We start from the raw sequence: 23,675 nt of genomic DNA, 5'->3' as shown, positions 1-23,675 counted from the left end.
GTCCACATGAAGTGGCAGTCTGCTCAAGAGGAAATGACAGCAGTACGGACCCGGAGGTGCACGTCCCGTGGCGTCCAACGTCAATCCCACCGTCAGGCGACGCCGCTTGGGCCAGGAGCTGCGCAGGCTCCGGGAGGCCAAGGGCCTGACGGCGGAGGAGGTGGCCGAGCGGCTGCTGGTCTCCCAGTCGAAGATCAGCCGGCTGGAGAACGGCCGCCGCAGCATCAGCCAGCGCGATGTCCGCGATCTGTGCGGGGTCTACGAGGTCGAGGACCACCGGATAGTCGATTCGCTGATGCAGATGGCGAAGGACTCCCGGCAGCAGGGCTGGTGGCACGCGTTCGGCGACATCCCGTACAGCGTCTACATCGGCCTGGAGACCGAGGCGGCGTCGCTTCGGACGTACGAGTCGCTGCTGGTGCCCGGACTGCTCCAGACACCCGGCTATGCCGAGGCGGTCATTCCCGGCGCGGTCCCGGAGCTGGCGCCGGACGACCTGGAGAAGCGCATCCAGGTGCGGATGCGGCGTCAGGAGCGGGTCAACGACACGGACCGCCCGCTGCGGCTGTGGGTGGTGCTGGACGAGAGCGCGCTGCGGCGGGTGGTCGGCAGCCACCTGGTCATGCGCGAGCAGCTGGAGCAGCTCGTCGAGGTGAGCAGGCTTCCGCATGTGACGGTGCAGGTGCTGCCGTACGAAACCGGTGCGCACGCCGGGATGTCGGGGACGTTCTCGATCCTGGAATTCGACGACGCCGCCGATTCGAGCGTGGTCTACATCGAGGGTGTCACCAGCGATCTCTATCTGGAGAAAACCAACGATGTGCACAAATACACCATCATGTACGAGCATCTGCGGGCGCAGGCGTTGAGTGCGGAAGCCAGCCGGGAGTTCATCGCGGAGGCGGCGAAAAGGCATGCGGATGCGATGAGTTGAGGATGAGGGAGCAGGTCCGGACAGCCCCGGGAACGCGGAATGTCGTATTCCGCTGAAAGGGGCCGCACGGTACACCTGGGCTGCCATCCGTGGAAAGCGATCACGGAGTATGCCATTCGGACGGGTGAACGGCCTCTGCGGCTCGTGATGTTGGCGCGTAGCGTCGGTCTCACCGAATCCGCGGTAACTCAGAGTAAGTTGGAGTGAAAATGGCCGTTCAGCCCAATTCCGCGTTCTCCTGGACCAAGTCCTCGTACTCCGGCGGCAACGGCGCCTGCGTGGAGATCGCCGTACCGACCACCGTGGCGATCGCGGTGCGTGACTCCAAGGACCCCGAGGGTCCGCGCCTCACGTTCGACAACGCCTCCTGGAGCAGCTTCGTGTCGGACGTCGCCGGTCACGCGTTCGACCTGTCCTGATCTGAGCCGTCACCGACCACAGTCCGTGTGACCCCACCGCAGACACGAGCCCTCTCGACTGGATCGCCGTCCCGGCCGAGGGGGTTCGGCCCTGTCCACCCACGGAACGCGAACTCCACTGCCGGTCAGCGGAGTTCGGCCACATAGCGGTCCGTTCCCGGGACGGTCGGGATGAAGGGCGCCACCAGCTCGACGCGGCCGAGGCCGGACGCGGCGACCTCGGCGTCCAGGCCGGCGAAGTGCTCCGCCCACACGTCGCGCGGGTCCTCCTGGAGGAACCACAACAGGGTCAGCCGGGTGCCGACGCCCTCGACCTGCCGGACGTACGCCATCCGGTCCGCAGGCAGCGGGGTCGGCCGGAAGACGGTGACCAGCGCCGACGGCGAGCCCGCCAGGCGGCGCGGAAGGCGGCGGGAGCGCAGCCACTCCAGGAGTTCGGCGCGCCGCTCCGGACCGTCCGCGTCGATCACCTCCAACACCAGCCCGGCGTAAGGGTGGTCCAGCGCATGGAAGTCGCGGGGACCCGCCGCGCCGTCCCGGTAGACCGTCGCCTCGTGATCCTGGAAGGCGGTGAAGACGTGCGTGCGGTCCTGGTAGACGCGGCCGTCGCGGTTGAGGCGCCGGTTGATGCCGACGGTCCACTTCATGTGCGCGTCGTAGCGGCCTTCGGTGAGCCAGTACGTGGAGAGGTAGCAGCCGGTGGTGACCGGCCGGGCGACCGCGGACTCCTCGGGGTAGCGCAGGAGTTGCAGCTCGCGGGTGGCGACCCAGCGGCGGCCGGCGAAGATCCAGGGCATCGCCATCGCGCCGGCGATGTAGTGGTCGTCCTCGTACCAGCGGTTGTAGGCGTGTTCGTGGCCGGGATGGGGTTCGACCATGGTGATCAGGGCGTGGCCGGGGTGGATGCCGTACGGGCCGGTGGCGGCCAGGGCGGCGTAGGCGGCGAGGTCGTCGGGCGTCATGGCACAGGTGTAGCTGACATAGCGTCAGAAGGGGAGAGAAGCGGCGGGACGGGAGGGTTCCGGTGGCGGGAGGGTTCCGGTGGCGGGACGCGACAGACGCGCGGTCGACGGCAGGCGCGCGGGTGAGGGCGGACGAGCGGGCGAGGGCCCAGCATGCGGGCAGCACTGCACAGCGACCGGAAACCGGCATAGTCTTCGTGCCATCTGCAGCTAACGACGGTTAACGCAGATCACGAGCGATTGGAGCTGCCATGCCGGACTCGCCCCTGGACCGCACCGCCCCCGTTCCCGAGCTGGCCGCGCGCGCGGCGCGGACCGGCAGCTCGCCCGTACGCGACATCCTGGCACTCACCTCCCGCGCCGAGGTCATCTCGTTCGCCGGCGGACTGCCCGCACCCGAACTCTTCGACGCCGAGGGGATAGCCACCGCCTTCCAGCAGGTCCTGGCCGAGGCGCCGCGGCGCGCCCTCCAGTACTCGCCCAGCGAAGGCGACCCCGACCTGCGGGCGGCCGTCGCGGCGCGCAGCACCAGCCGCGGACTGCCCACCGACCCCGATGACCTGCTGATCACCACCGGCTCCCAGCAGGGGCTGACGCTGCTGGCCACGGCCCTGCTGGAGCCGGGCGACGTGGTGCTGGTCGAGGACCCCTGCTATCTGGCGGCACTCCAGATCTTCTCGCTCGCGGGCGCCCGGGTGGTGCCGGTGCCGACCGACGACGAGGGCATCGACCCGGCCGCGCTGGACGAGATCGCCGCCCGCGAGAAACCCCGACTGCTCTATATCGTCCCGACGTTCCAGAACCCGACCGGCCGCACCCTGTCCGCCGATCGCCGGGCCGCGGTCGCCGAGGTCGCCGCCCGGCGCGGACTGTGGATCGCCGAGGACGACCCGTACGGGGAGCTGCGCTTCGAGGGCGAGCCGCAGCCGTGGATCGCATCCTTCCCCGGCGCCGAGGACCGCACCGCGCTGCTGGGCTCGTTCTCCAAGGTGATGGCACCGGGACTGCGGCTGGGCACGCTGCGGGCGCCGGCCGTGCTGCGCCGCGCCTGCGTGATCGCCAAGCAGGCCGCCGACCTGCACACCTCGACCGTCGACCAGGCCGCCGCGGCACGGTACTTGGCCATCGCCGACCTGGACGCCCACCTGGTGCGGGTCCGCGGCGCCTACCGCGAGCGGCGCAACGCGCTGGTGGACGGCCTGGCCGGGGCGCTCCCCGAGGGCTCGCGGTGGAACCGTCCGGCCGGCGGGATGTTCGTGTGGGCGACGTTGCCGGCGGGGTACGACGCGACAGCGCTGCTGCCGAAGGTGGTACGGCACGACGTGGCGTACGTTCCGGGGGCGCCGTTCTTCGCGGGCCGGCCGGACCCCGCGGCGATGCGGTTGTCGTTCGTGACGCACCCGCCGGAGGAGATCGCGGAGGGGCTGGTCCGGCTGCGGAAGGCACTGGCAGAGGCGCACGCGGAGGGGTGACCGGGGGCGTGGCTGGGAGGACCGGGGAGGCGTGACCGGGGAGGCGGCCCGCGCGCGGGGCGCCGGGGCGCGGGAGCTGGGGGTCGCGGGAGCTGCGGATCGCGGGACCTGCGGGCGCGGCCGGACCACACGGACCGCACGTGCCGGTGAAGAACCCTGGCCTTCGCCGCGCTCCGGCCCTACCCTGGCGCCCCACAACCATTACTGACGGTGCGTCAGATTCGATCCATGCGGGCCACGCCCCATGCGGGTCATGTCCCATGCGGGTCATGTCCCATGTCGGGTCATGTCGGGTCATGGCGGCCGGGACCGGCGGGAGGCCGCATGCTGCTGCGCGACAGGACGGTCATCATCTCCGGCGTCGGCACCGGACTCGGCCACCAGGTCGCGGCGGCCTGCGCACGCGACGGGGCGCGCGTCGTCCTGGGCGCACGCACGGAGGAGAACCTCGCCTCCTCGGCGGCGCGGATCGACCCTTCGGGTGAGCGGACGGCCTGGCGGGCCACGGACATCGCCGACGAGACACAGTGCACGGCACTGGCCGAACTGGCCGTGGAGCGGTTCGGCGGAATCGACGCGGTGATCCATGTCGCCGCGCTGGACGCGTACTTCGGCGGACTGCGGGACGCCGACTTCGACGCCTGGCGGCAGGTCGTGGACGTCAACCTCTTCGGAACGCTGCGGATGACCCGCGCCTGCCTGCCCTCGATGACGGCGCGCGGCGGGGGCTCGGTGGTGATGATCGGCACCCAGTCGTCGGTCGCCGCGCCCTCACAGGTGCAGCAGGCGGCCTATGCGGCGTCCAAGGGCGGGCTGGTCTCGGCGATGTACTCGCTGGCGCGTGAGCTGGGACCGGACCGGATACGGGTCAACACCGTGCAGCCCGGCTGGATGTGGGGCCCGCCGGTGGAGGCGTACGTACGGTTCACGGCGCAGACCGAGGGCGTACCGGAGTCCGAGGTGCTGGAGCGGCTCGCCGGGCGGATGGCGTTGCCGGAACTGGCCACGGACACGGACGTGGCGGAGGCGGCGGTCTTCCTGGCCTCGGACCGGGCGCGGGCCATCACGGGGCAGTCGCTGCTGGTGAACGCCGGGGAGCTGATGCGGTAGCACCGCGAGCGCCGCGCCATCGGCAGCGGCCGGAGCGACCCCATCCCGCCACGAGCGCCACGCGGCCGTACGGGCACCCGCCCGTACGGCCGTTCCGCGTGCCGGGGGAGGAAGAGGGAGGGAAGGAGGGAGAGGGAGAGGGAGAGGGAGAGGGGAAAGGAAGGGGGTGGAGCGGCGCCGCATTCACTCCGTACGTTCGCTTTGCTGACCACTGTTCATACCCATGACCGCCAACACCCTTGACCCGCACGCTCGTCGAACGGTTCAATCCCCGGAGTTCCCTGCTTCCGAGCGGGTACTCGGCACCGCAGGACCGCGTCATGGCGAAGCGATTCCACATCCGGAGCGTTCACAGGGCGGACCCCTGGAGGGGGCATGAACAGTCTCGACCGGGCCGTTCTCATCGGCTACTTCGGCGTGATGATCGCGATCGGCGCGTGGTCGCACCGGCGGGTGGACGACGTCGGCGACTTCTTCACCGCCGGCGGCAAGATGCCGTGGTGGCTCTCCGGCATCTCGCACCACATGTCCGGCTACAGCGCGGTGATGTTCACCGGCTACGCGGGCATCGCCTACCAGTACGGCATCGCCTCCTACGTGACCTGGGCCTTCCCCATCGCCGTCGGAATCGCCATCGGGGCCCGGCTGTTCGCGGGACGGCTCAACCGGCTGCGGTCCCGCCTCGGGGTCGCCTCGCCGCTGGAGTACCTCAAGAACCGCTACAACCTGCCGACGCAGCAGGCGCTCGCCTGGTCGGGCGTACTGCTGAAGGTCGTGGACGTGGGCGCCAAGTGGGCGGCTATCGCCACCCTGCTGTCCGTGTTCACCGGTCTCTCCCTCAACCAGGGCATCCTCCTCACCGGCGTGATCACCGGCGTCTACTGCACGGTCGGCGGGCTGTGGGCGGACGCCCTGACCGAACTGGGGCAGTTCGTCATCCAACTGGTGGCCGGGATCGCGATGCTGGTGACAGTACTCGGCGAACTGGGCGGCGCCGGCGGGCTGTGGACGGTCTGGGACCGGTTGCCGGACGGGCACACCCGGCCGACCGCCGGCCCGTACACCCTGGCCTTCCTGCTCGCCTACCTCTTCATCAAGACCTTCGAATACAGCGGCGGGATGTGGAACCAGGCGCAGCGCTACATGGCCACCCGCGACGCCCGTGAAGCCCGCCACTCGGCGCTGCTGTCGGCGGCGCTGTGGCTGGTCTGGCCGGTGGTCCTCTTCTTCCCGATGTGGGCCGCGCCGCTGCTCGTCACCGCGCGGAAGCCGGACGCCTCGGACTCGTACGCGCTGCTGACCGAACGGCTGCTGCCACACGGCCTGTTGGGGCTGGTCGTCGTCGGGTTCTTCTCCCACACGATGGCGATGTGCTCCTCGGACGCCAACGCCGTCTCCGCGGTCTTCACCCGGGACATCGCGCCGGCGTTGTCGGCACGGGCCCGGGACTGGTCCCACCGGACGGGGCTGGTGGCCGCCCGACTGTCGACGGTGGGCTTCCTCGCGCTGTCGATGGCGATCGCGACCCAGGTCAACTCGCCCACGTTCAAGGACATCATCACCGTCGTCATCAAGTGGGTCGCCGGGCTGGTCGGGCCGATCTCGATCCCGTTCCTGCTGGGCACGCTGCCGGCCTTCCGCCGGTCGGGGCCGACGGCGGCGCTGGTGTCCTGGGCGGCCGGGCTGTTCGCGTTCTGGCTGACCAACTACGGCATCGGCGGCGTCCAGTTGCAGGTGCAGATCGTGGCACCGGTGGCCACATCGCTGCTGCTGTTCGCGGCGATCGGCCTGATCAGGCCGGAGGCCACCCCGGAGCGGGATGCGGTACTGGCGCGGATCAATGAGGGGGGAGCGGGGGGCTTTTAGGGGTGGCGGGTGAGGTGGGGGGCGGTGGAATGTTATGTGGAGGTTTGGCGGGTTGGTCCGGCGGCGCTGTCCACAGCGGCGGTCCATTCTGGGGCGGCCTTGGACAGCCTTGGAGCGACCCAGGGCACCCCTGGGCAGACTCAGCAGCCCTGGAGGGCAGCCCTGGGGGGAGACTCGGGCCGGCGTTGCGGGTCAGGCGCGCGGGTAGCGGGCGAGCCAGCCCGGTGACGAGCCCGCCGGGCCGTGCAGCGCGGGGCCCTGGGTCATCTCCAGGGCGAAGTCGTCGGCGAGCTGCAAGATCGTGTCCCGGCCCTCCAGTTCGACCAGCCACACGGGCGGCAGGGCGGTCTCGCCGTGCAGGGTGCCCAGCAGGTTGCCGCAGATGGCGCCGGTCGAATCGCTGTCGCCACCGTGGTTGACGGCGAGCAGCAGCCCGTGCCGGACGTCCTCGGCGACCAGCGCGCAGTACACCCCGATGGCCAGCGCCTCCTCGGCGGTCCAGCCCTCACCCAGCGACTCCACCCGGGCGGCCGTCGGCATGCCCTGCCGTACGGCGCCGAGCGCACGCTTGAGGGCGTCGGTGGTCTCCTCGTGGTCGGGCCGGGTGGCCAGATGCGCCAGTGCCTTCTGGACGGCGCCGTCCAGATCCTCTCCGCGGGCCAGGGAATGGCTGATCACGGCGAACGCGCCGGCCGCCAGATAGCCGGTGGGGTGGCCGTGGGTCTGCGCCGCGCACTCGACCGCGAGCTGGAAGACCAACTGCGGCTCCCAGCCGACCAGCAGGCCGAACGGCGCGGAGCGCATCACCGCGCCGCACCCCTTGGAATCCGGGTTCTTCGGCTTGTCGAGGGTGCCCATGACGTCGTCACCGAGGCCGCTGAGGCAGGCCCGGCCGGGGGCCCGGCGGGAGTAGAGCCACTCCTCGCGGGCCAGCCAGCCGTCTTCCTCCTTGCGCTCGTCGGGGCCCCAGTCGTGCTGGGTGGCGGCCCAGCGGAGGTAAGCGCGGTGGACGTCGGTGGGCGGGTGCCAGGCCCCGGTGTCGCGGCGGACCTGCGCGCGTATCAGGCCGTCCACGGTGAACAGGGTCATCTGGGTGTCGTCGGTGACCGCACCGCGCCGCCCGAAGGCGGGCACGAAGTCGGTCACGCCCTCCTGGCCGTGCGTCTCGCGGATCGCGTCGAGCGAATCGCCTTCGATGCCCGCGCCAAGCGCATCGCCGATGGCACCGCCCAGCAAACAGCCGCGCACCCGGCTACGGAAGTCCTGCTGTTCGGCGCGGCCCCAGATAGCGGTGTTGCCTGCCGCTGCGCTCATGCCGAAACCTCGCTCCGCGCGGCCTCGCATACGCGCGGCGCGCACCTTTCCAGGGCTCGCTCACTGCGCTCGCTCACTGCGCCCTCCCGACGCTCACAAGGTCCCGGGGCCTTGCCGGCGCCCCTGGCGCAGCACTGTAATCGACCGGGAATGATCGAATGCGGGCCAGGTTCGCATTGTGAGCAGTCACTCCCCGAGCGGTTTCCGACCTGCCCTTTTCGCATTTCGCACACCACTCCTTTCACCTCCTCCACAGCCTTCACAGCCTTCACATCGTTCGCACTTACGCGACCCTCACTGCCCTCACAGTCTTCGCGGTCTTGCCAGCCTTCCCAGTCTTCGCGGTCTTGCCAGTCTTCGCGGTCTTCGCGGTCTTCCCAGCCTTCGCGATTCGTCAGGAGGATCCGCATGACTCCGTCCCAGACCCCGTCCCAGACCCCGTCCCAGACCCCACCACTGCGCCCGACCGCGACACCGGGTACGGACCCGGCCACGCGGAGCTTTCAGCGACGATCCCTTGGATCCGGCCGCGCCGCCGTTCCCCACCGAACGGAGGTCGCGTCCCGTGGCGGCCTCGAACGCCGCCGTGGCCACGCCAGTGCAGCCCGACGCCTTCCGCAGGGCACGCGAGACCGCTGGCGAGTTCTACCTCCCCCGGCCGGTGACCTGCTTGATTCCCCACCTGGTCACGCACGCCCGGGCTACGCGTCTCTAGTGAGAGCGGCATGGCACTGTGGGACGTCCAAAAGGTCCGTGGCCATGTCTGGTCCAGCACTACGGTCGGCTACCTCTCGACCGTCCAGGCGGACCCGGAGCCGGCCAGCCTGCAGCACGCCCGCCGGGCGGTCCGCTGGAAGACCTGGACAAGACCTGCGCGGCGCTGGACTGCACTGTCACTGGGCTCACGCAGGCCCAGCCGGAGTCGTATCTCGCCTCCTGCGAGCAGGGCGAACGACAAGTGGCCGGTGCTCAGCACCATCACGGCCCCGCTGTCCGGCCAGTACCGGGAAACACCCGTGGACTGCGCCGGCTGCCGCCCAACTGGGCGTCAGACAAGATGCATTGGCGCCAGCTGGCATTCCGCCTAGCCGCCCCTCCGAGCTGCCCGTTCCCCGCTGGCGCCCCTGGTCGCCAGGGCCGCGATCCACTACGTCCGAGCCGCCCACCCCGAGCGCTTCACCATCGACCCGACCCAGGCGTGAGCCCTACTGACGCCGCTGGCCAAGGACGCAGAACTCGTTGCCTTCGGGGTCTGCCAGTACAACCCACGATTGCTCACCCTGGCCGATATCAACACGCTGTGCGCCATGAGCCACCAGACGAGCCACTTCGGCGTCCTGGTCGTCAGGTCTGAAGTCGAGATGCAGCCGGCTCTTGGCTTTCTTGCTCTCTTCAAGCCGGACGAAGTCCAACCCCGGCAGGCGGTCCGGCTCCGGGCGGATCTCGAACTCCGCATCAGATGGAGTGGACCACAACCCAACCAAGGGCCGTAGCCCACCACTGCCCCAGAGCTACCGGATCTTTCGAGTGAACAACTACCTGTTCCCATTCCAAGGCCATCTGCCGAGCCCAGACCTGCCAGGGCTTCGAACAACAGGCACTCAGACCTCCCTCATCGGACTGAACCCGAGCGCCGTTCCCCTCACGAAGCCACCGCCACCCGCAGGTTCGGCACACACCAGCGTTGAGATTCCGCGAACCCGCCGGTGCCGGGATACGACGCCTGCTGCGCCTTCCGCGGATCCTGAAGGGGTGCCGATCCGCCAACTGGGCTGAATCCGCTGAGGGCTCCCCCCCCCCCGGCCCCCACCCCGCCCCTCCCCACCCACCCCTCACCTCTCGTCCACCACACACCAACCCCTCGTCCCTCGCCCCTCCGTTCGATGATGGCGGTGCCCTCCGTTGGGCATGCTCTCCCCATGTCCGAGTACGAGTGGGATCGCACCACCATGGCCGTCGTCGCCTCTGCGCTCTCCGGCGACAGCGACGGTGCGGTGGAACTCCTCCGGCCTCTTCCGCAACGCGACGTCTGCCATGTCGCGGTGCGGCTGGCCGCCATGGCAGCCGACGCCCTGATCGTCGCTGCCCAGGATGCCGGTGGCGACCGCGAGGAAGCACTGTCGCAGTGGCAGCAGTGCATCCTGCAGCACGAGGCGGAGTACGAAGGAGAGTGACCCACCCGAAGGGACACTCCGGGATGGCGGACCGAGCCGGTCCGACCTGACCGACGGACGGTCCGCACCACACTCGCTCCGGTCGACCAGAGCCGGGTCACCCCGGTCGCCCACACCCCGCACCGACCTGATCAGTCGCGATCTGACCAGTCCCACCCGTCAGGAATGCGCCAACCTGGTCCGCCGGAACGGCACGATCTCGGCCAATCATGGCCACGCCAACTCGACGAGTCGGGGTACGTCAACCAACCGCTCGCGACAGCCCCGGCACCAGCCCTGTTCTGCCCCTGCCCCCGTCCCTCCTTCAGGTACGCGATTGCCCCATCCAGTGCCGAACCGACAGGTGCTGCTCCAACCGGGGCTGACCCGTCAGCGGCTGACCCAACAGGGGCGCGACGCCCGGCCTGTCAGGCTCGCGACGCGCTTCCCCGAGGGCTGCCTCATCCTCTCCCTCTCGATCGGTCGCAGCCACATCACTCACTCCGGCCGGGATCGGGAATCGGGATCGGAAGCAGGAACGGGAACTGGGACCGGACCCGGTGCGGCGGTGGTCGCCCGCATCCGGCGTATCAGCCCGTCCCGTATCGCCTCCAACCGGTCGGTGTCCACGCCTTCCAGCTCCATGAGATCGCGCACCCCCATTTCGGTCTCCGCTATGGCCTCCCAGAGCCCCTCACCCGCCAGCAACTCCGCCGAAACGGCCTCTGCGCCTGCCCAGTCGCCCAACGCACACCGGCTGACGACGGCCACCGCCGCTGTCCCCATCAGCCCGTTCCCACCTACCTCAGCCCGCGGCACCTCCGCCCGTAGTTGCTCCCAGACGGACGCGGCTGCCTCCACCCCGCCCTCCCGTCCGACGAGCAGCGCCTCCTCGTAGCGGACGAGCAGTCCGACGACCGCGAGGTCTGCGGCGTCCCCCGCTGCCGCCGCTGGGGTCGGCGCTGGGGTCGGCACAGGGTCTCCTGGCGCTCCGGACGCCTCGGATATCGCGGGTGTTGAGCGCGAACCTGCCGCTGTACGTCGCTCCTCGTCGGCCAACACGCGGGCTGCCTCGACCGCCTCCCGCGCCTCATCGAGGCGCCCCGCCCGGCGCAGGCACCCCGCTCTGAGCACCAACAACACAGCAGCGACAGGCTCAGGGACGTCAGTTGAGGTGGGAGCAGGGAAAGGGCTGGAAGGGGAAGGGTCGGAGGCAGCCGGGTTCGTCCTCGCACTCGTGCCCGGAGTCTGCTCCGCGTCCGGTGCAAGGGGACCCACACCCGCACCCGAAATCTGGTCCGCGCCCGGTGCACGGCGCCCCGTATCCACACCAAGCGTCACCGGCTCCTCGTCCGTGGGTGCTTGCCCCGTTCCGTGGAGGACCTGGTCGATATCGGCCAGGGCTCGGCGCTCATCGCCCCACAGGACATGGGCTTTGGCTCGCTGGGCGACCGTAGGGGCGGGGTCGGCGCCAAGCGCCATGGCCCGGTCGAAGTCCGCGAGTGCCTGGGCGTACTGGCCCAGCCGGCGGCGCACTTCACCACGCGCTGCCCATACCCGGGCATCGTCCGAACGGATCTCCAGCGAACGGTCCAGGGCGGCCAGTGCCTCCTCATGGCGTCCCAGGAGGTGCAGGATGCCGCCTCGTGCCATGTGGGCCCAGGCATACGCCGGGTCGATGGCGAGGGCCCGGTCGACGTCCGCCAGTGCTTCCCCACAACGGCCCACGCCGAGGAGGGTGTTGCAGCGTTCGGCCCAGATCCACGGGTCGTTCGGCTGGAGTTCGGCGGCGCGGCCGAGGGCGGCGAGGGCGTCGTCGTAGCGGCCCATGGCGCGCAGGGTGATGCCGCGCCGGGCGTACGCCCAGACATAGCCCGGATTGACGGCAAGGGCACGGTCGAACTCGGCCAGGGCCTGCTCGTGCTGCCCCATGGCGCGGTAGACGGCTCCTCGTTCGGCCATCGCCCAGGAGTACTGCGCGTTGATCTCGATGGCGTGCGCCAGACCGGCGAGTGCTTCCTCATGGCGGCCGAGGCGGCGGAGGCAGACGGCGCGACTGGCGATGGTGAACGCGTGCCGCGGTTCGATCTCCAGGGCTCGGTCGAAGTGGGGCATGGCCGCTTCGAAGCGGCCCATGAGGCGGTGTGCCTCGCCGAGTTGGGAGAGCGCCTCCAGGGAATCCGGGGCGATTTCCAGTGCGCGGGTGTAGTCCTCGGCGGCCCGCTCGAAGGAGCGCAGATAGCGGTGGGTCAGGCCACGCCCGATCAGCGCGGGGACGCTGTCGGGCGTCAGCTGCAGGCAGCGGTCGAAGTCGGTGAACGCCTGCTCCCAGGATTCGGCCTGCCGGTGCTCGCGCCCCCTGATCCGATGGATACGGGCCTGCTCGCCCGCTTCTGTCCCAGGGCGTGCGAGCAGCGCGGTCAGGACGTCGGCCAGTCGCCCACCATCGTCGCCGTCACCGTCTGAGGCACCGATCGCGGTGAACAGCCGGGTGCCCCACTCCTCCACCTCCGTTGCGCCGGCGTCCTCGCCCGCCTGCCGGATGTTCTCCGCCACGCGGCGAACCACGGCCGGCGCGTACTCGGCAGCGTCCAGCACATCGTCCAGCGCCTCGGGCAGGGCGGTCCTCGGATCCGCGCACAGGGAGTGGTACATCTCCCTCAGTCGCCACTCCCGTTGCCGTTCGTCGCCCCAGAGATCGACGGGGGTGGTGACAGCGGCGGCGCGGGTGATCGGGGGTGTGCCGGCGGGAGCACGCGGGCCCGCGTCGTCCCGGACCGCCCGTTCCGTACGCCGGCGTCGGGCCGCCTCGGCGAGATTGCGGTGGCGGGCCGTCCAGGTCTGTGGCGATCTGCGGCGCTGGAGACGCAGCATCGCCGTGCGCACCACGTCGTGGTACTGCCAGTGCCCGGCGCGGTCGGCCACGAAGGGCAGCCCGCACAGCCAGCCGAACTGTTCGGCGGCGGGTGCGTCCACCGCGGTCCGGAAGATGTCCTCGTCCAGGTGGCGCGGCAGGGCGGCTGCCAGTGCCGCTTCCCGGCGGACCGGGTCCGACTCCCACTTCAGGAAGCGTTCGACGGCCGTGTCACTGGGGTCGTCGACGGCCTCGGCGGCCTGCGGGCGGTGCTCGGCGAGGGTGGAGACCAGCACGGGCAGCCCCCCGGACAGCCGCAGGATCATCTCGATCACGCGCTCGTCCACGATGCCCCGGGTCGCCAGGAACTGCCGCGCCTCGACTGTGGTGAACGCGTCCAGCGGGAGGTCCGCCACGCAGTCCAGACAGTCGGCCCAGCAGCGACGGTCCAGCGTGGTCTGCCCGGCGAGGGTCACCACGACATTGGGCGCCAGCGGGCCGTACCGGTCGCTGACCAGGACGTCGCGCAGCCAGGTGTCGAGCAGCGGGCCGGTCCGTTCGTAGGTGTCGAAGAAGAGGGCCAGCCAGGGCACTTCGTCGGCGACCGCGCTCATCTCGCGGACGAACACCGGCGTCAGGACCTGGAGCGGCGACAGCACCAGCCGTACGTCGTCGTGGTTGCGCAGCCGGGCGCCGATCAGTCCGCGCAACCGCTCCGCGCCGCGTGCCACCTGGCCGGGGTCCAGCGCCCCCGTGACGGCGCCGACGCCGGGCAGCAGACCGAGACCGGCCAGTCCGGCCTGCGCGGCGATCATGCTGCCGGGCGACGGGGCTGCGCCTTGCGGGTCCCCCGGGTCGGCCGGTCCGTCCGCGGCAGCCGCCGCCGACTCGGCTTCGTGGCGACGCTCCCGGTAGGTGGCGATGAGCTTGTCGAAGCCCTTCAACGGTCTTCCCTGGGAGGCGAGTTGGTCACTGACCGCCGCCATCGCCTCGGGCGCGCCGTGCACCGCCTCGTCGACGTACCCGGTCAGCGCGCCGTGTTCACGCGCGATCTCCTCCAGCTGCCGGACCAGGGACGTCTTTCCGACGCCCGCCTGGCCGTGCACATGGAACAGGAACTGGTGCGCCGGGTCCTCCACGACGCGTTGGAAGTTGTCGCGGAAGGCGGCGAGTTCACCGCGCCGCCCGACGAAGCCCTCCCTGCGCCGGAGCCTGATCAGCTCCTGCCGCGACATTCTGCTGCGGTACACCGTTTCCACCCCCGTGCGTCGGCGTTCTGCCGGCCGGCTCCTCCGGCCTGTTTCGGCAGATTAACCGCCGGCGAAGCCACGCATCCGGGCCTGTGGATAACCTCCCGCAACTCGCCGCCGCGGACGGTGGATTACGCAGCACGGCGCACTGGCCTGTGGACAGCCGTCGGGACGCCCCGGACCCGGGCCCGGGACAGCTGCCGTCAACCGCCTCCTGGCCGGCGGGCCGCCCGCACGTCGCGGGCCACCCGCCTCCAGCTCGTCCGCCTCTCCCCGTTCCTGCGCCCCCTACGCCCCCTACGGCTCCTCGGGCTCCTTGCCTACTCCACCACCGGGAGCAGTTCCGGCAGGTGGCCGTCCGAGGCGAGGGCGGCGGCCTGGCGTTCGGCGGAGACGTGGGCGTAGGTCGTGGTGCGGGGGCGGGCCGGGCGGCCGGCCAGTTCGGCGATGGCCACCAGGTCCTGGATGGAGCGGTACGAGCCGTAACTCGATCCGGCCATACGGGAGATGGTTTCCTCCATCAGGGTGCCGCCGAGGTCGTTGGCTCCGGAACGGAGCATTTCGGCGGCACCCTCGGTGCCCAGCTTGACCCAGCTGGTCTGGATGTTGGTGATGTGCGGGTGGAGGAGGATCCGGGCCATGGCCGTCACCGCGCGGTTGTCGCGCGTGGTGGGGCCGGGGCGGGCGATACCGGCGAGGTAGACGGGGGCGTTGGTGTGGATGAAGGGGAGGGTGACGAACTCCGTGAAGCCGCCGGTCTCCTGCTGCATCCGGGCCAGCAGACGGAGGTGGCCGAGCCAGTGGCGGGGCTGGTCCACGTGGCCGTACATCATCGTCGAGGACGAGCGGATGCCCAGCTCGTGGGCGGTCTTGATGACCTCGACCCAGGTGGCGGTGGGGAGTTTGCCCTTGGTGAGGACCCAGCGGACCTCGTCGTCCAGGATTTCGGCGGCGGTGCCGGGGATGGTGTCCAGGCCGGCGGCCTTGGCCTCGCTCAGCCACTCCCGGATGGACAAGCCGGTGCGCGTGGCGCCGTTGACGACCTCCATCGGTGAGAACGCGTGCACGTGCATGCCGGGGACGCGTTCCTTGACGGCGCGGGCGATGTCGAAGTACGCCGTGCCGGGCAGGTCGGGGTGGATCCCGCCCTGCATGCAGACCTCCACCGCGCCCACGTCCCACGCCTGTTGGGCGCGGTCGGCGACCTGGGAGAGGGAGAGGGTGTAGGCGTCGGCGTCCGTGCGGCGCTGGGCAAAGGCGCAGAAGCGGCAGCCAGTGTAGCAGACGTTGGTGAAGTTGATGTTCCTGGTGACGATGTAGGTGACGGCGTCGCCCACGGTGGCGCGGCGCAGGTCGTCGGCGATACGGCACAGCGCGTCCAGGGCGGGGCCGTCGGCGTGCAGGAGGGCGAGTGCCTCGGCGTCGGTGAGCTTCGTCGGGTCGTCGGCGGCCTGGGAGAGGGCCTGGCGGACGTCCGCGTCGAGGCGGGAGGGCACCATTCCGGGGGCGGCGGCCTCCCGCAGCGCCTCCCAGTCGCCGTACACCTCGTCGAAGTCGTCCCGGCGGTCGGCCGTCCGCCCCTCGGTGTCGATGGTGCGGTGCAGGTCCGTGCGCCCCGAGGACACGAACCCCTCGTCGGGCTCCTGCCAGGGATGGCCCTCCACCACCGCGTCCTCGCGGGCCAGGCCCGTCTCCGGGTCGGCCAGGGCGCGGACGTGCGGCAGCAGGCGGGGGTCGAGCCAGGGCTCGCCGCGCTGGACGAACTCCGGGTAGACGGCGAGGCGTTCGCGCAGCCGGAAGCCGGCGGTGGCGGACTGCTCGGCCAAGGTGTCGATCTGGGGCCAGGGGCGCTCGGGGTTGACGTGGTCGGGGGTGAGCGGGGAGACGCCGCCCCAGTCGTCGATACCGGCCCCGATGAGCCGCACGTATTCGTCGTCGACCAGGTTGGGCGGCGCCTGGAGGCAGGCCGAGGGGCCCATGATGTGCCGGGCGACGGCCACGGTGGCGACCAGTTCGTCCAGTTCGGCGTCGGGCATTCCGCGCATCGCCGTGTCCGGCTTGGCGCGGAAGTTCTGCATGATCAGTTCCTGGATGCCGTGGTACGCGCGGGAGATGCGGCGCAGCGCGAACAGCGATTCGGCGCGCTCCTCGTAGGTCTCCCCGATACCGATCAGCAGGCCGCTGGTGAACGGCACTGAGCTGCGCCCGGCGTCCTCCAGGACGCGCAGCCGCACGGCGGGCTCCTTGTCGGGGGAACCGTGGTGCGGACCGCCGGGCTCGCTCCACAGGCGCTCGGCGGTGGTCTCCAGCATCATGCCCATCGAGGGGGCGACGGGCTTGAGGCGCTGGAAGTCCGTCCAGGACATCACGCCGGGGTTGAGGTGCGGCAGCAGCCCGGTCTCCTCCAGGATGCGGATCGCTATGGCCCGTACGTAGGCGATGGTGTCGTCGTACCCCTCGGCCTCCAGCCATTCGCGCGCCTCGGGCCAGCGCTCCTCGGGCTTGTCCCCGAGGGTGATCAGCGCTTCCTTGCAGCCCAGTTCGGCGCCGCGGCGGGCGATGGCCAGCACCTCGTCGGGCGACATGAACATGCCGTGACCGGCCCGGCGGAGCTTGCCGGGGACGGTGGCGAAGGTGCAGTAGTGGCACTTGTCGCGGCATAGCCGGGTCAGCGGGATGAAGACGCTCTTGGAGTACGTGATGACACCGGGGCGGCCGGCGGCCTCCAGGCCGGCGTCGCGCACCCGGGCCGCCGAGGCGCACAGGTCCGCCAGGTCGTCGCCGCGTGCCTGGAGGAGCACAGCCGCTTCGGTGACGTCCAGTGCCACACCGTCCCGGGCGCGCTTGAGCGCACGGCGCATGGCGTTGGCCGTCGGCCGCGCCTGATGGTCGGGCCGCGCGGCCGGTTCGGCTTCGGTGCCTCGGTCGGATGCCTGGTCAGGTCCCTGGGCGCTGGAAGTCATGTCCCTGAGCATACGAGCGACCACCGACATCGCGGCCGCCGGATATGAGGGGATCGGTGTGCCACTGGTCACTCCAAACGGAGGTTGTCTCCGGACGAAATGGGGCAGCCGACGTCCTAGGGGAACGCGGGCTGGGCTGGGACCCGGTGGCCCGGCGCGAGCCGGGGCACCCGGGACGTACCTGGCGGGATCAGAGATCGATCAGAAGTCGATCAGCGGTCGGCCAGAACTCGGCCAGGGGGCTGCCAGAGGTCGGCCGGAACTCGGCCAAAGGCCGGCCAGAGAGGATCAGAGGCTGTTCAGGAGCTCGTCGGAGTAGGTCCGGGTCAGGAACTCCATGTTGTGACCGTCGGGGTCGTTGATGTACACGCCTCGGCCGCCGTCATGGTGGTTGATCTCCTGCGGCTTGGTGTGGAGGGGGTCGGCCCAGTACGCCAGCTCGCGCTCCTGTATGCGCGCCATGATTCCGTCGAACTCGTCCTCCGTCACCAGGAACGCATAGTGGGTGGGGACGAACTCCCTGCCACCGGCGACATGCTCGGCGTAATCGAGGGCCACCCCGTTGTCCAGCTTGAGGGCGGCGAACGGGCCGAACGCCTTGGGTTCGGGAGCGTTCAGAAGTCCGGCGAGGAAGCGGGCCGAGGCGAAGCGGTCGGTGCTGTGCACGATCGTGTGGTCGAGGCGAGGCATGGGGACTCCTTGATCTGCGTGGACTTCGTTGATCTGTATGGACTTCGATCTTCGAGTGTGAACTTCTGCGATCTTCGAGTGCCTTCACCTACGACGCTACGCCCGGCGGGAGCGGTCCGGATCGGTCTGCGGTACCGGCCCGCAGGGCAGTGCCGTACACCGATGGTCCTAGGGCTCCGCCGCGCCTCCGGGAGGGCCGCCCCATCCGCCGCGGCCCCCTCGCCGGTACCCCGCGCCCCTCTCACGGGTACGGCGGGCACCCCCGCTTCGAGACTGTGGGGCGGGGTCTCACAGGTACTGCGCGAAGTCGTCCAGCGTCCGCAGCACCTCGGCATCGCCGGCCGGCGGGAGCTGGAGCACGACTTCCCGCAGGCCGAGTTCCTGATAGTGCGCCAGCTTCCCGGGGGTGGGGCGGACCGCGTACGGGACCACCACCGGCTCGCCCGGGCGCCCGGCGTCCTCCCAGACACGCCGCAGCGCCGGAACGGCCTCACCCAGCCCCCGCCCCCCGATGGGCAGCCAGCCGTCCCCGTATTCCGCGATGTGCCCGAACAGCTTGGGGCCGGCCGCGCCGCCCAGCAGGGTGCGCGGCGCACCGTTCGCCGGCTTGGGGTAGGCGAAGGACGCCCGTACGGAGCCGAACTCTCCCTTGTAGGCGGTCGGTTCGTCGGCCCACAGGGCGCGCATCAGGGCCACCCGGTCACGGGTCAACTCGCGCCGGGTCGACCACTCCACCCCGTGGTCGGCGGCCTCCTCGACGTTCCAGCCGTAGCCGATACCGAAGGTGAAGCGGCCTCCGGAGAGGTGGTCCAGGGTCGCGATCTGCTTGGCGAGCGCGACCGGATCGTGCTGGGTGACGAGTGTGATGCCGGTACCCAGACCGAGCCGCTCGGTGACGGCGGCGGCCTGACCGAGGGCGATGAACGGGTCGAGGGTGCGGCCGTACTCGCGCGGCAGCGGCTCCCCCATGGGCGCGGGGGTTTCCCGGGCCGCCGGGATGTGGGTGTGCTCAGGGAGATACAGGCCCCCGAAACCGCGCTGTTCCAGCTCGCAGGCCAGCCGGTCCGGCCGGATCGTCTCGTCGGTCAGGAAGATCGTGGTCGCGATCCGCATGCTGGGCGCACCTCCGCGTCAGGCGTGTGGGTGACCGCATGTTGCCTCACTGTCCGCGAGTTATCCACAGGGCTTTCCCCGCGTGTCACACGCGCGTACAACAGTTTTCACAGGACGAAACGAAAGGGCCGCGACGACACGGCACACCAACGACCGCACGGGGGCGAGGATGGAACGACGCGACGTACTGAGACTTACGGCAGCCGCCGGCGCGGCGGGCGCGATGACGCTCGGCCCGGTGAGCTTCGCCGAGGCCGCACCGGCCGCCGGGCAATCCGCAGGCGCCGGGCGATCCGGAGACGGGCCGGCCATGCAGACCCGCACGGTCTCCGGGCATCTGCCGACCGGCGCACCCGACTTCGTCTACCTACCGGTCGAAGTGCCGCACGGTGTCAGGGAGATCGCCGTCTCCTACCGCTACGACAAACCCACCGTCCCCGACGGCACCGCCGGCAACGCCTGCGACATCGGCATCTTCGACGAGCGCGGCACAGAGCTGGGCGGCGCCGGCTTCCGCGGCTGGTCGGGCGGGGCGCGTACGGAGTTCTTCCTGCGCGCCGACGACGCCACCCCCGGCTACCTCCCCGGCCCGGTCAACCCCGGCACCTGGCATATCGCCCTTAGCCCGTACACGGTCGCACCGCAGGGTCTCGCCTACGAAGTCACCATCACCCTGCGCCACGGCCCCCAGGGGAAGACCCCGCCCCCGGTCTATCCGCCCGAGCGCGCCCGGGGCCGCGGTCGCGCCTGGTATCGGGGAGACAACCATCTGCACTCGGTCTACTCCGACGGCAAGCGCACGCCCGCCCGGATCGCGGAGCTGGCCCGCGCCGCCGGGCTGGACTTCATCACCACCTCCGAGCACAACACCACTGCCAGCCACCGCGCCTGGGAAGGACTGTGGGGCGATGACCTGCTGATCCTGACCGGTGAGGAGGTCACCACCCGCAATGGGCACGTGGTGGCGATGGGCACCGGTCCCGGCGCCTTCATCGACTGGCGCTACCGGGCCCGGGACAACGCGTTCGGCAAGTACGCCCGCGCCATCCGCCGGGCCGGCGGCCTGGTCATCCCGGCGCATCCGCACGCCACCTGCATCGGCTGCAACTGGAAGTTCGGCCTGAACGAGGCCGACGCGGTCGAGGTGTGGAACGGCCCCTACGGCCCCGACGACGAGATCACCCTCGCCGAATGGGACAACACCCTGATCGCGCACGCCCGTGGCCGTGCCGACTGGCTGCCGGCCGTGGGGCACAGCGACGCCCACCGCGATCCGGACGTCGTCGGCCTCCCGCAGACCGTCGTCCTGGCCGACGACCTCTCGCGCCGCGCCCTCCAGGACGGCATCCGGGCGGGCCGCGTCTGGATCGCCGAATCCGCCCGGATCGACCTGTCGTTCGGCGTCACCGGTGAGCGCGGCGAACACGCCGGGATAGGCGAACGCCTGACAGTGCCCCGTACGACAAAGGTCACCGCCCAGCTGAAGATCTCCGGCGCGCCGGGCTGCACGGTCTCCTTCGTCACGGACCAGGGGAGGCTGTATTCCACCCCGCTGCCGCCCTCCGGAAACGGCACCGTCAGCTGGCAGAGCACACCCGACTACGCCGCCTACATACGTGCCGAGGTCCGCCACCCGTCCACGACGGCGGAACTGCCGGGGCCGATGGCCGCCCTGACGAACCCCGTGTTTCTCGGGCGGAGTTGACGGACGGGGGCGGAGCGGACGACGGCTGGGCGGACGGGGGACGGGCTGACGGAGGACGGGGGACGGGTCCCGACGAACGGGATTCGACGGTGAGGCAGGGCTCGACGGACAGGATTCGACAGACGGGGCTCGACGGACGGGGCTCGACGACGGGGCTCGATGGCGCAACCTCGGACCCGGTCTCGGTCTGCACCCGGTCTCAGTCATGCCGCCGGTCTCGGCCCCGGCCCCCGGTCTCGGCCCGGACCTGGTATCAGCCCTGTAGCCGGTTCGGCCCGGCCTCGGAATAAGCGGAGGCGCCCACCGGTTATCCCTTCGACGTTGCTGATTGAGGAGGACTCCTGATGCGTGCACTCGTTGTCGATCACTCCGTGCCCGGCCGACTCGCGCTGGCCGCCGTCGCCGATCCCGTCCCCGGGCACGATGAGGTGCTGGTCAAGGTCGCCGCGATATCGCTCAATTACGGCGAGCTGCCCCGCTCCGACGAGGCCGCCGAGGGAGCGGTCCGCGGCTGGGACGCCGCCGGTGTGGTCGTCCGGGCCGCCGCCGACGGCCGCGGCCCCCAGCCCGGCGACCGCGTCGTCACCCGGGGCCGGGACGCCGGCTGGGCCGAGCTGCGCGCCGTGCCCGTCGACGAACTCGCTGTGCTCCCCGACACGGTGGACTTCCCCACGGCCGCCGCGCTCCCCGTCGCGGGCCTGACGGCACTGCGCGCGCTGCGTACGGCAGGCATACGGCCCGGACAGCGGGTCGCCACCACCGGGGCGTCCGGCGGTGTGGGGCGCTTCGCCGTGCAGCTGGCTCATCTGGCGGGAGCCGAGGTCTACGCGTTCGTCGGCAGCCCCGCGCGCGGTGCGGGCCTGGCGGCGCTGGGCGCGGACCATGTGCTGACCGGCCCGGCCGAGCTCGGCACCCCGGTGGATGCCGTACTGGACAACGTCGGCGGCTCGCTGTTGGCCGAGTTGCTGGGACACGTCGCCCCGGAGGGCACTGTGATCTCCATCGGCGCCGCCTCGGGCGAGCCGACCCCGATCCAGCCGTATCAACTGGTCGTCAACCGGCTGACCTTGATCGGCATGCAGGTGGGCGGCGACACCCGGGCCGATCTGGCGTACCTCGTCCAGCTGCTAGCGGAGGGCCGCCTCCAGGCGAGCGTGGACCGGGTGGAGAGCTGGGAGAAGGCCGGGGAGACCGCGCTCGCCCTGGTCAACCGCGAGATCCGCGGTAAGGCCGTACTGACGGTCGACTGAGGCAGAGGGGGGGCGGGAGGAGGGAGGGGCGGGGTGGGGGCGGGGGGGAGCCCCCCCAAGGCCCACCCCCAACAGTCCGCCCCCGCCCCGCCCCCCAGCAGTCCACGCCCGTCCCGTCCCCTCCCCTGCCCGCCCCAGCAGTCGCCCCTCACCCCGCCCACACGATCGACTGGAGTTCGCTGTACGCATGCAGCGCGTACGAGCCGACGTCGCGCCCGACTCCGCTGCGCTTGAAGCCTCCGAACGGCGCTTCCATGTTCCGGCCGACCGTGTTGATGCCGACCCCGCCGGCCCGCAGCCGCCCGGCCACCCGGAAAGCGCGCGCCACGTCGCCGGACCAGACGTAGTCCAGCAGCCCGTAGTCGCTGTCGTTGGCCAGTGCGATGCCCTCCTCCTCGTCGTCGAAGGGGACGACCACCACCACCGGCCCGAAGATCTCCTCTCTGACCGCCCGCATCTCGTTCGTGCAGTCGGCGAAGAGCGTCGGGGCCACATAGAAGCCGCGTTCCCGGGCCGGCCGTTCGCCCCCGGTGACCAGCCGGGCGCCCTCCTTCACCGCCAGTTCGGCATACGCCTCGACGCGGTCGCGGTGCGCGGCGGAGATCACCGGGCCGACGATCGTGGCCGGATCCCGCGGGTCGCCGACCGTCAGCCGCTCCGCGTACCGGGCCAGCCCCGCCACCAGGCGCTCGTAGATCCCGCGCTGGGCCAGCACCCGGGTCGGCGCGGTGCAGATCTGCCCGCTGTAGAAGGAGAAGGTGGTGCCGATGCCGGACACCGCCGAGGCCAGGTCGGCGTCGTCGAAGACGAGCGCCGCGCCCTTGCCGCCCAGTTCCATCAGCTGCCGCTTCATCCCGCGACCGCACTCCTCGGCGATCCTCTGCCCGACGGCGGTGGAGCCGGTGAAGCTGACCATGTCCACCCCGTCCGCGGCCACCGCCGCCTCGCCGACCTCCGGCCGGGCCCCGCTGACGACGTTGACCACCCCCGGCGGCGCCCCGGCCTCGGCCAGCGCCTCCGCCATCCGGTACACCGACAGCGGGTCCTGCGGGGCCGGCTTGACCACGACCGTGTTGCCCGTCGCCAGCGCCGGCGCGACCTTGCCCGCCGGGTTCGCCCAGGGGTTGTTGTACGAGGTGATGCAGGTGACCACGCCCACCGGCCGGCGCACCGCGACCGCCCCGAAGACGCCTGCCGCCCCCATCGGTCCGGCCTCGTTGACCTGCGGTGGCAGCGCGGTCTCCACCGGTTCCAGGGCGCCGCGCGCATAGCGCTCGAAGCGGGCCACGGACACCCCGACCTGAAGGGCGCGCGCGGTTCCGGTCGTCGCCCCACTCTCCGCCTGCGCCAGCTCCGCGTACCGGGCGAACTCGCGGCGCATCACCCGCGCGGCCCGCTCCAGTACGGCCGCGCGCTCCACGGGCGCGGTCCGCGACCAGCCGTCGAAGGCGTCCCGGGCCGCGCCCACCGCCGCCTCGACCTGCGACCGGCTCGCCTCCGGGGCGTACCCGACGACCTCCTCCGTCGCGGGGTTGACCACCTCGTAGTGCCCGGCCTCCGGCGCGACCCACTCCCCGCCGATGAACAGCCGCTGCTCTCCGAGGGGCAGCCGCTGTCCCT

General features: G+C 71.2%; 15 protein-coding genes and 1 pseudogene. 8 read left to right on the top strand and 8 right to left on the bottom strand.

Annotated features, from left to right (window positions below; all coding sequences use genetic code 11):
- Positions 1–67: 67 nt before the first annotated feature.
- Together ACO1BR_RS15650 and ACO1BR_RS15645 are read left to right on the top strand one after the other, a co-directional pair.
- A complete protein-coding gene (locus tag ACO1BR_RS15650) occupies positions 68–934 on the top strand; it encodes a helix-turn-helix domain-containing protein (protein WP_426795652.1) in 867 nt (288 codons plus the stop codon).
- Positions 935–1,143: 209 nt separating this feature from the next.
- Positions 1,144–1,353, top strand: coding sequence for a DUF397 domain-containing protein (locus ACO1BR_RS15645; RefSeq protein WP_426795651.1), 210 nt, complete (start codon positions 1,144–1,146; stop codon positions 1,351–1,353).
- A gap of 125 nt (positions 1,354–1,478) precedes the next feature.
- Here the strand turns inward: ACO1BR_RS15645 and ACO1BR_RS15640 are convergent, their stop codons facing one another.
- On the bottom strand, positions 1,479–2,315 hold the full coding sequence (locus ACO1BR_RS15640; protein WP_426795650.1) for a hypothetical protein: 837 nt from the start codon (positions 2,313–2,315) through the stop codon (positions 1,479–1,481).
- Positions 2,316–2,566: 251 nt separating this feature from the next.
- Here ACO1BR_RS15640 and ACO1BR_RS15635 point away from each other — a divergent pair, with 251 nt between their 5' ends.
- The 3 genes from ACO1BR_RS15635 (at position 2,567) to ACO1BR_RS15625 (ending at position 6,763) form a co-directional block, all read left to right on the top strand.
- Positions 2,567–3,787, top strand: coding sequence for a PLP-dependent aminotransferase family protein (locus ACO1BR_RS15635; RefSeq protein WP_426795649.1), 1,221 nt, complete (start codon positions 2,567–2,569; stop codon positions 3,785–3,787).
- Between the two features lie 324 nt (positions 3,788–4,111).
- Positions 4,112–4,897, top strand: coding sequence for an SDR family oxidoreductase (locus tag ACO1BR_RS15630; RefSeq protein WP_426795648.1), 786 nt, complete (start codon positions 4,112–4,114; stop codon positions 4,895–4,897).
- A gap of 375 nt (positions 4,898–5,272) precedes the next feature.
- Complete coding sequence (locus tag ACO1BR_RS15625; protein ID WP_426795647.1) at positions 5,273–6,763, top strand: sodium:solute symporter family protein; 1,491 nt, start codon at positions 5,273–5,275, stop codon at positions 6,761–6,763.
- A gap of 192 nt (positions 6,764–6,955) precedes the next feature.
- Here ACO1BR_RS15625 and ACO1BR_RS15620 read toward each other — a convergent pair whose 3' ends face one another.
- Together ACO1BR_RS15620 and ACO1BR_RS15615 are read right to left on the bottom strand one after the other, a co-directional pair.
- Positions 6,956–8,077, bottom strand: a complete 1,122-nt coding sequence (locus ACO1BR_RS15620; protein ID WP_426795646.1) for an ADP-ribosylglycohydrolase family protein — start codon at positions 8,075–8,077, stop codon at positions 6,956–6,958.
- A gap of 1,205 nt (positions 8,078–9,282) precedes the next feature.
- Positions 9,283–9,637: pseudogene (locus ACO1BR_RS15615) on the bottom strand (VOC family protein).
- A gap of 359 nt (positions 9,638–9,996) precedes the next feature.
- On the opposite strand from ACO1BR_RS15615, the gene ACO1BR_RS15610 reads away from it, so the two are divergent.
- Positions 9,997–10,251, top strand: coding sequence for a hypothetical protein (locus ACO1BR_RS15610; protein ID WP_043264818.1), 255 nt, complete (start codon positions 9,997–9,999; stop codon positions 10,249–10,251).
- A 477-nt stretch (positions 10,252–10,728) separates the two neighbouring features.
- Here the strand turns inward: ACO1BR_RS15610 and ACO1BR_RS15605 are convergent, their stop codons facing one another.
- The 4 genes from ACO1BR_RS15605 to ACO1BR_RS15590 all read right to left on the bottom strand — a co-directional run bounded on the left by ACO1BR_RS15605 (position 10,729) and on the right by ACO1BR_RS15590 (position 19,100).
- Positions 10,729–14,319, bottom strand: a complete 3,591-nt coding sequence (locus tag ACO1BR_RS15605; protein ID WP_426795645.1) for a tetratricopeptide repeat protein — start codon at positions 14,317–14,319, stop codon at positions 10,729–10,731.
- A 335-nt stretch (positions 14,320–14,654) separates the two neighbouring features.
- Entirely contained in the window at positions 14,655–17,195 is a 2,541-nt protein-coding gene (locus ACO1BR_RS15600; RefSeq protein WP_426795700.1) for a bifunctional FO biosynthesis protein CofGH, read from the bottom strand.
- Between the two features lie 390 nt (positions 17,196–17,585).
- Positions 17,586–17,987, bottom strand: a complete 402-nt coding sequence (locus ACO1BR_RS15595) for a VOC family protein (protein ID WP_426795644.1) — start codon at positions 17,985–17,987, stop codon at positions 17,586–17,588.
- Positions 17,988–18,275: 288 nt separating this feature from the next.
- A complete protein-coding gene (locus ACO1BR_RS15590; RefSeq protein ID WP_426795643.1) occupies positions 18,276–19,100 on the bottom strand; it encodes a TIGR03619 family F420-dependent LLM class oxidoreductase in 825 nt (274 codons plus the stop codon).
- Positions 19,101–19,269: 169 nt separating this feature from the next.
- On the opposite strand from ACO1BR_RS15590, the gene ACO1BR_RS15585 reads away from it, so the two are divergent.
- Positions 19,270–20,805 (top strand): CehA/McbA family metallohydrolase, encoded by a 1,536-nt coding sequence (locus tag ACO1BR_RS15585; protein WP_426795642.1) that lies wholly within the window; start codon positions 19,270–19,272, stop codon positions 20,803–20,805.
- A gap of 344 nt (positions 20,806–21,149) precedes the next feature.
- Positions 21,150–22,055, top strand: coding sequence for a zinc-binding dehydrogenase (locus ACO1BR_RS15580; RefSeq protein WP_426795641.1), 906 nt, complete (start codon positions 21,150–21,152; stop codon positions 22,053–22,055).
- Positions 22,056–22,203: 148 nt separating this feature from the next.
- Here ACO1BR_RS15580 and ACO1BR_RS15575 read toward each other — a convergent pair whose 3' ends face one another.
- Positions 22,204–23,664 carry an aldehyde dehydrogenase family protein gene (locus ACO1BR_RS15575; RefSeq protein ID WP_426795699.1) on the bottom strand — a complete coding sequence of 487 codons (1,461 nt, stop codon included), beginning with the start codon at positions 23,662–23,664 and terminating at the stop codon, positions 22,204–22,206.
- Positions 23,665–23,675: the final 11 nt, after the last annotated feature.

This window comes from Streptomyces sp. YGL11-2, assembly GCF_050054615.1.
Taxonomy (GTDB): Bacteria; Actinomycetota; Actinomycetes; order Streptomycetales; family Streptomycetaceae; genus Streptomyces.
This window is presented reverse-complemented; position numbering and strand designations above follow the sequence as displayed.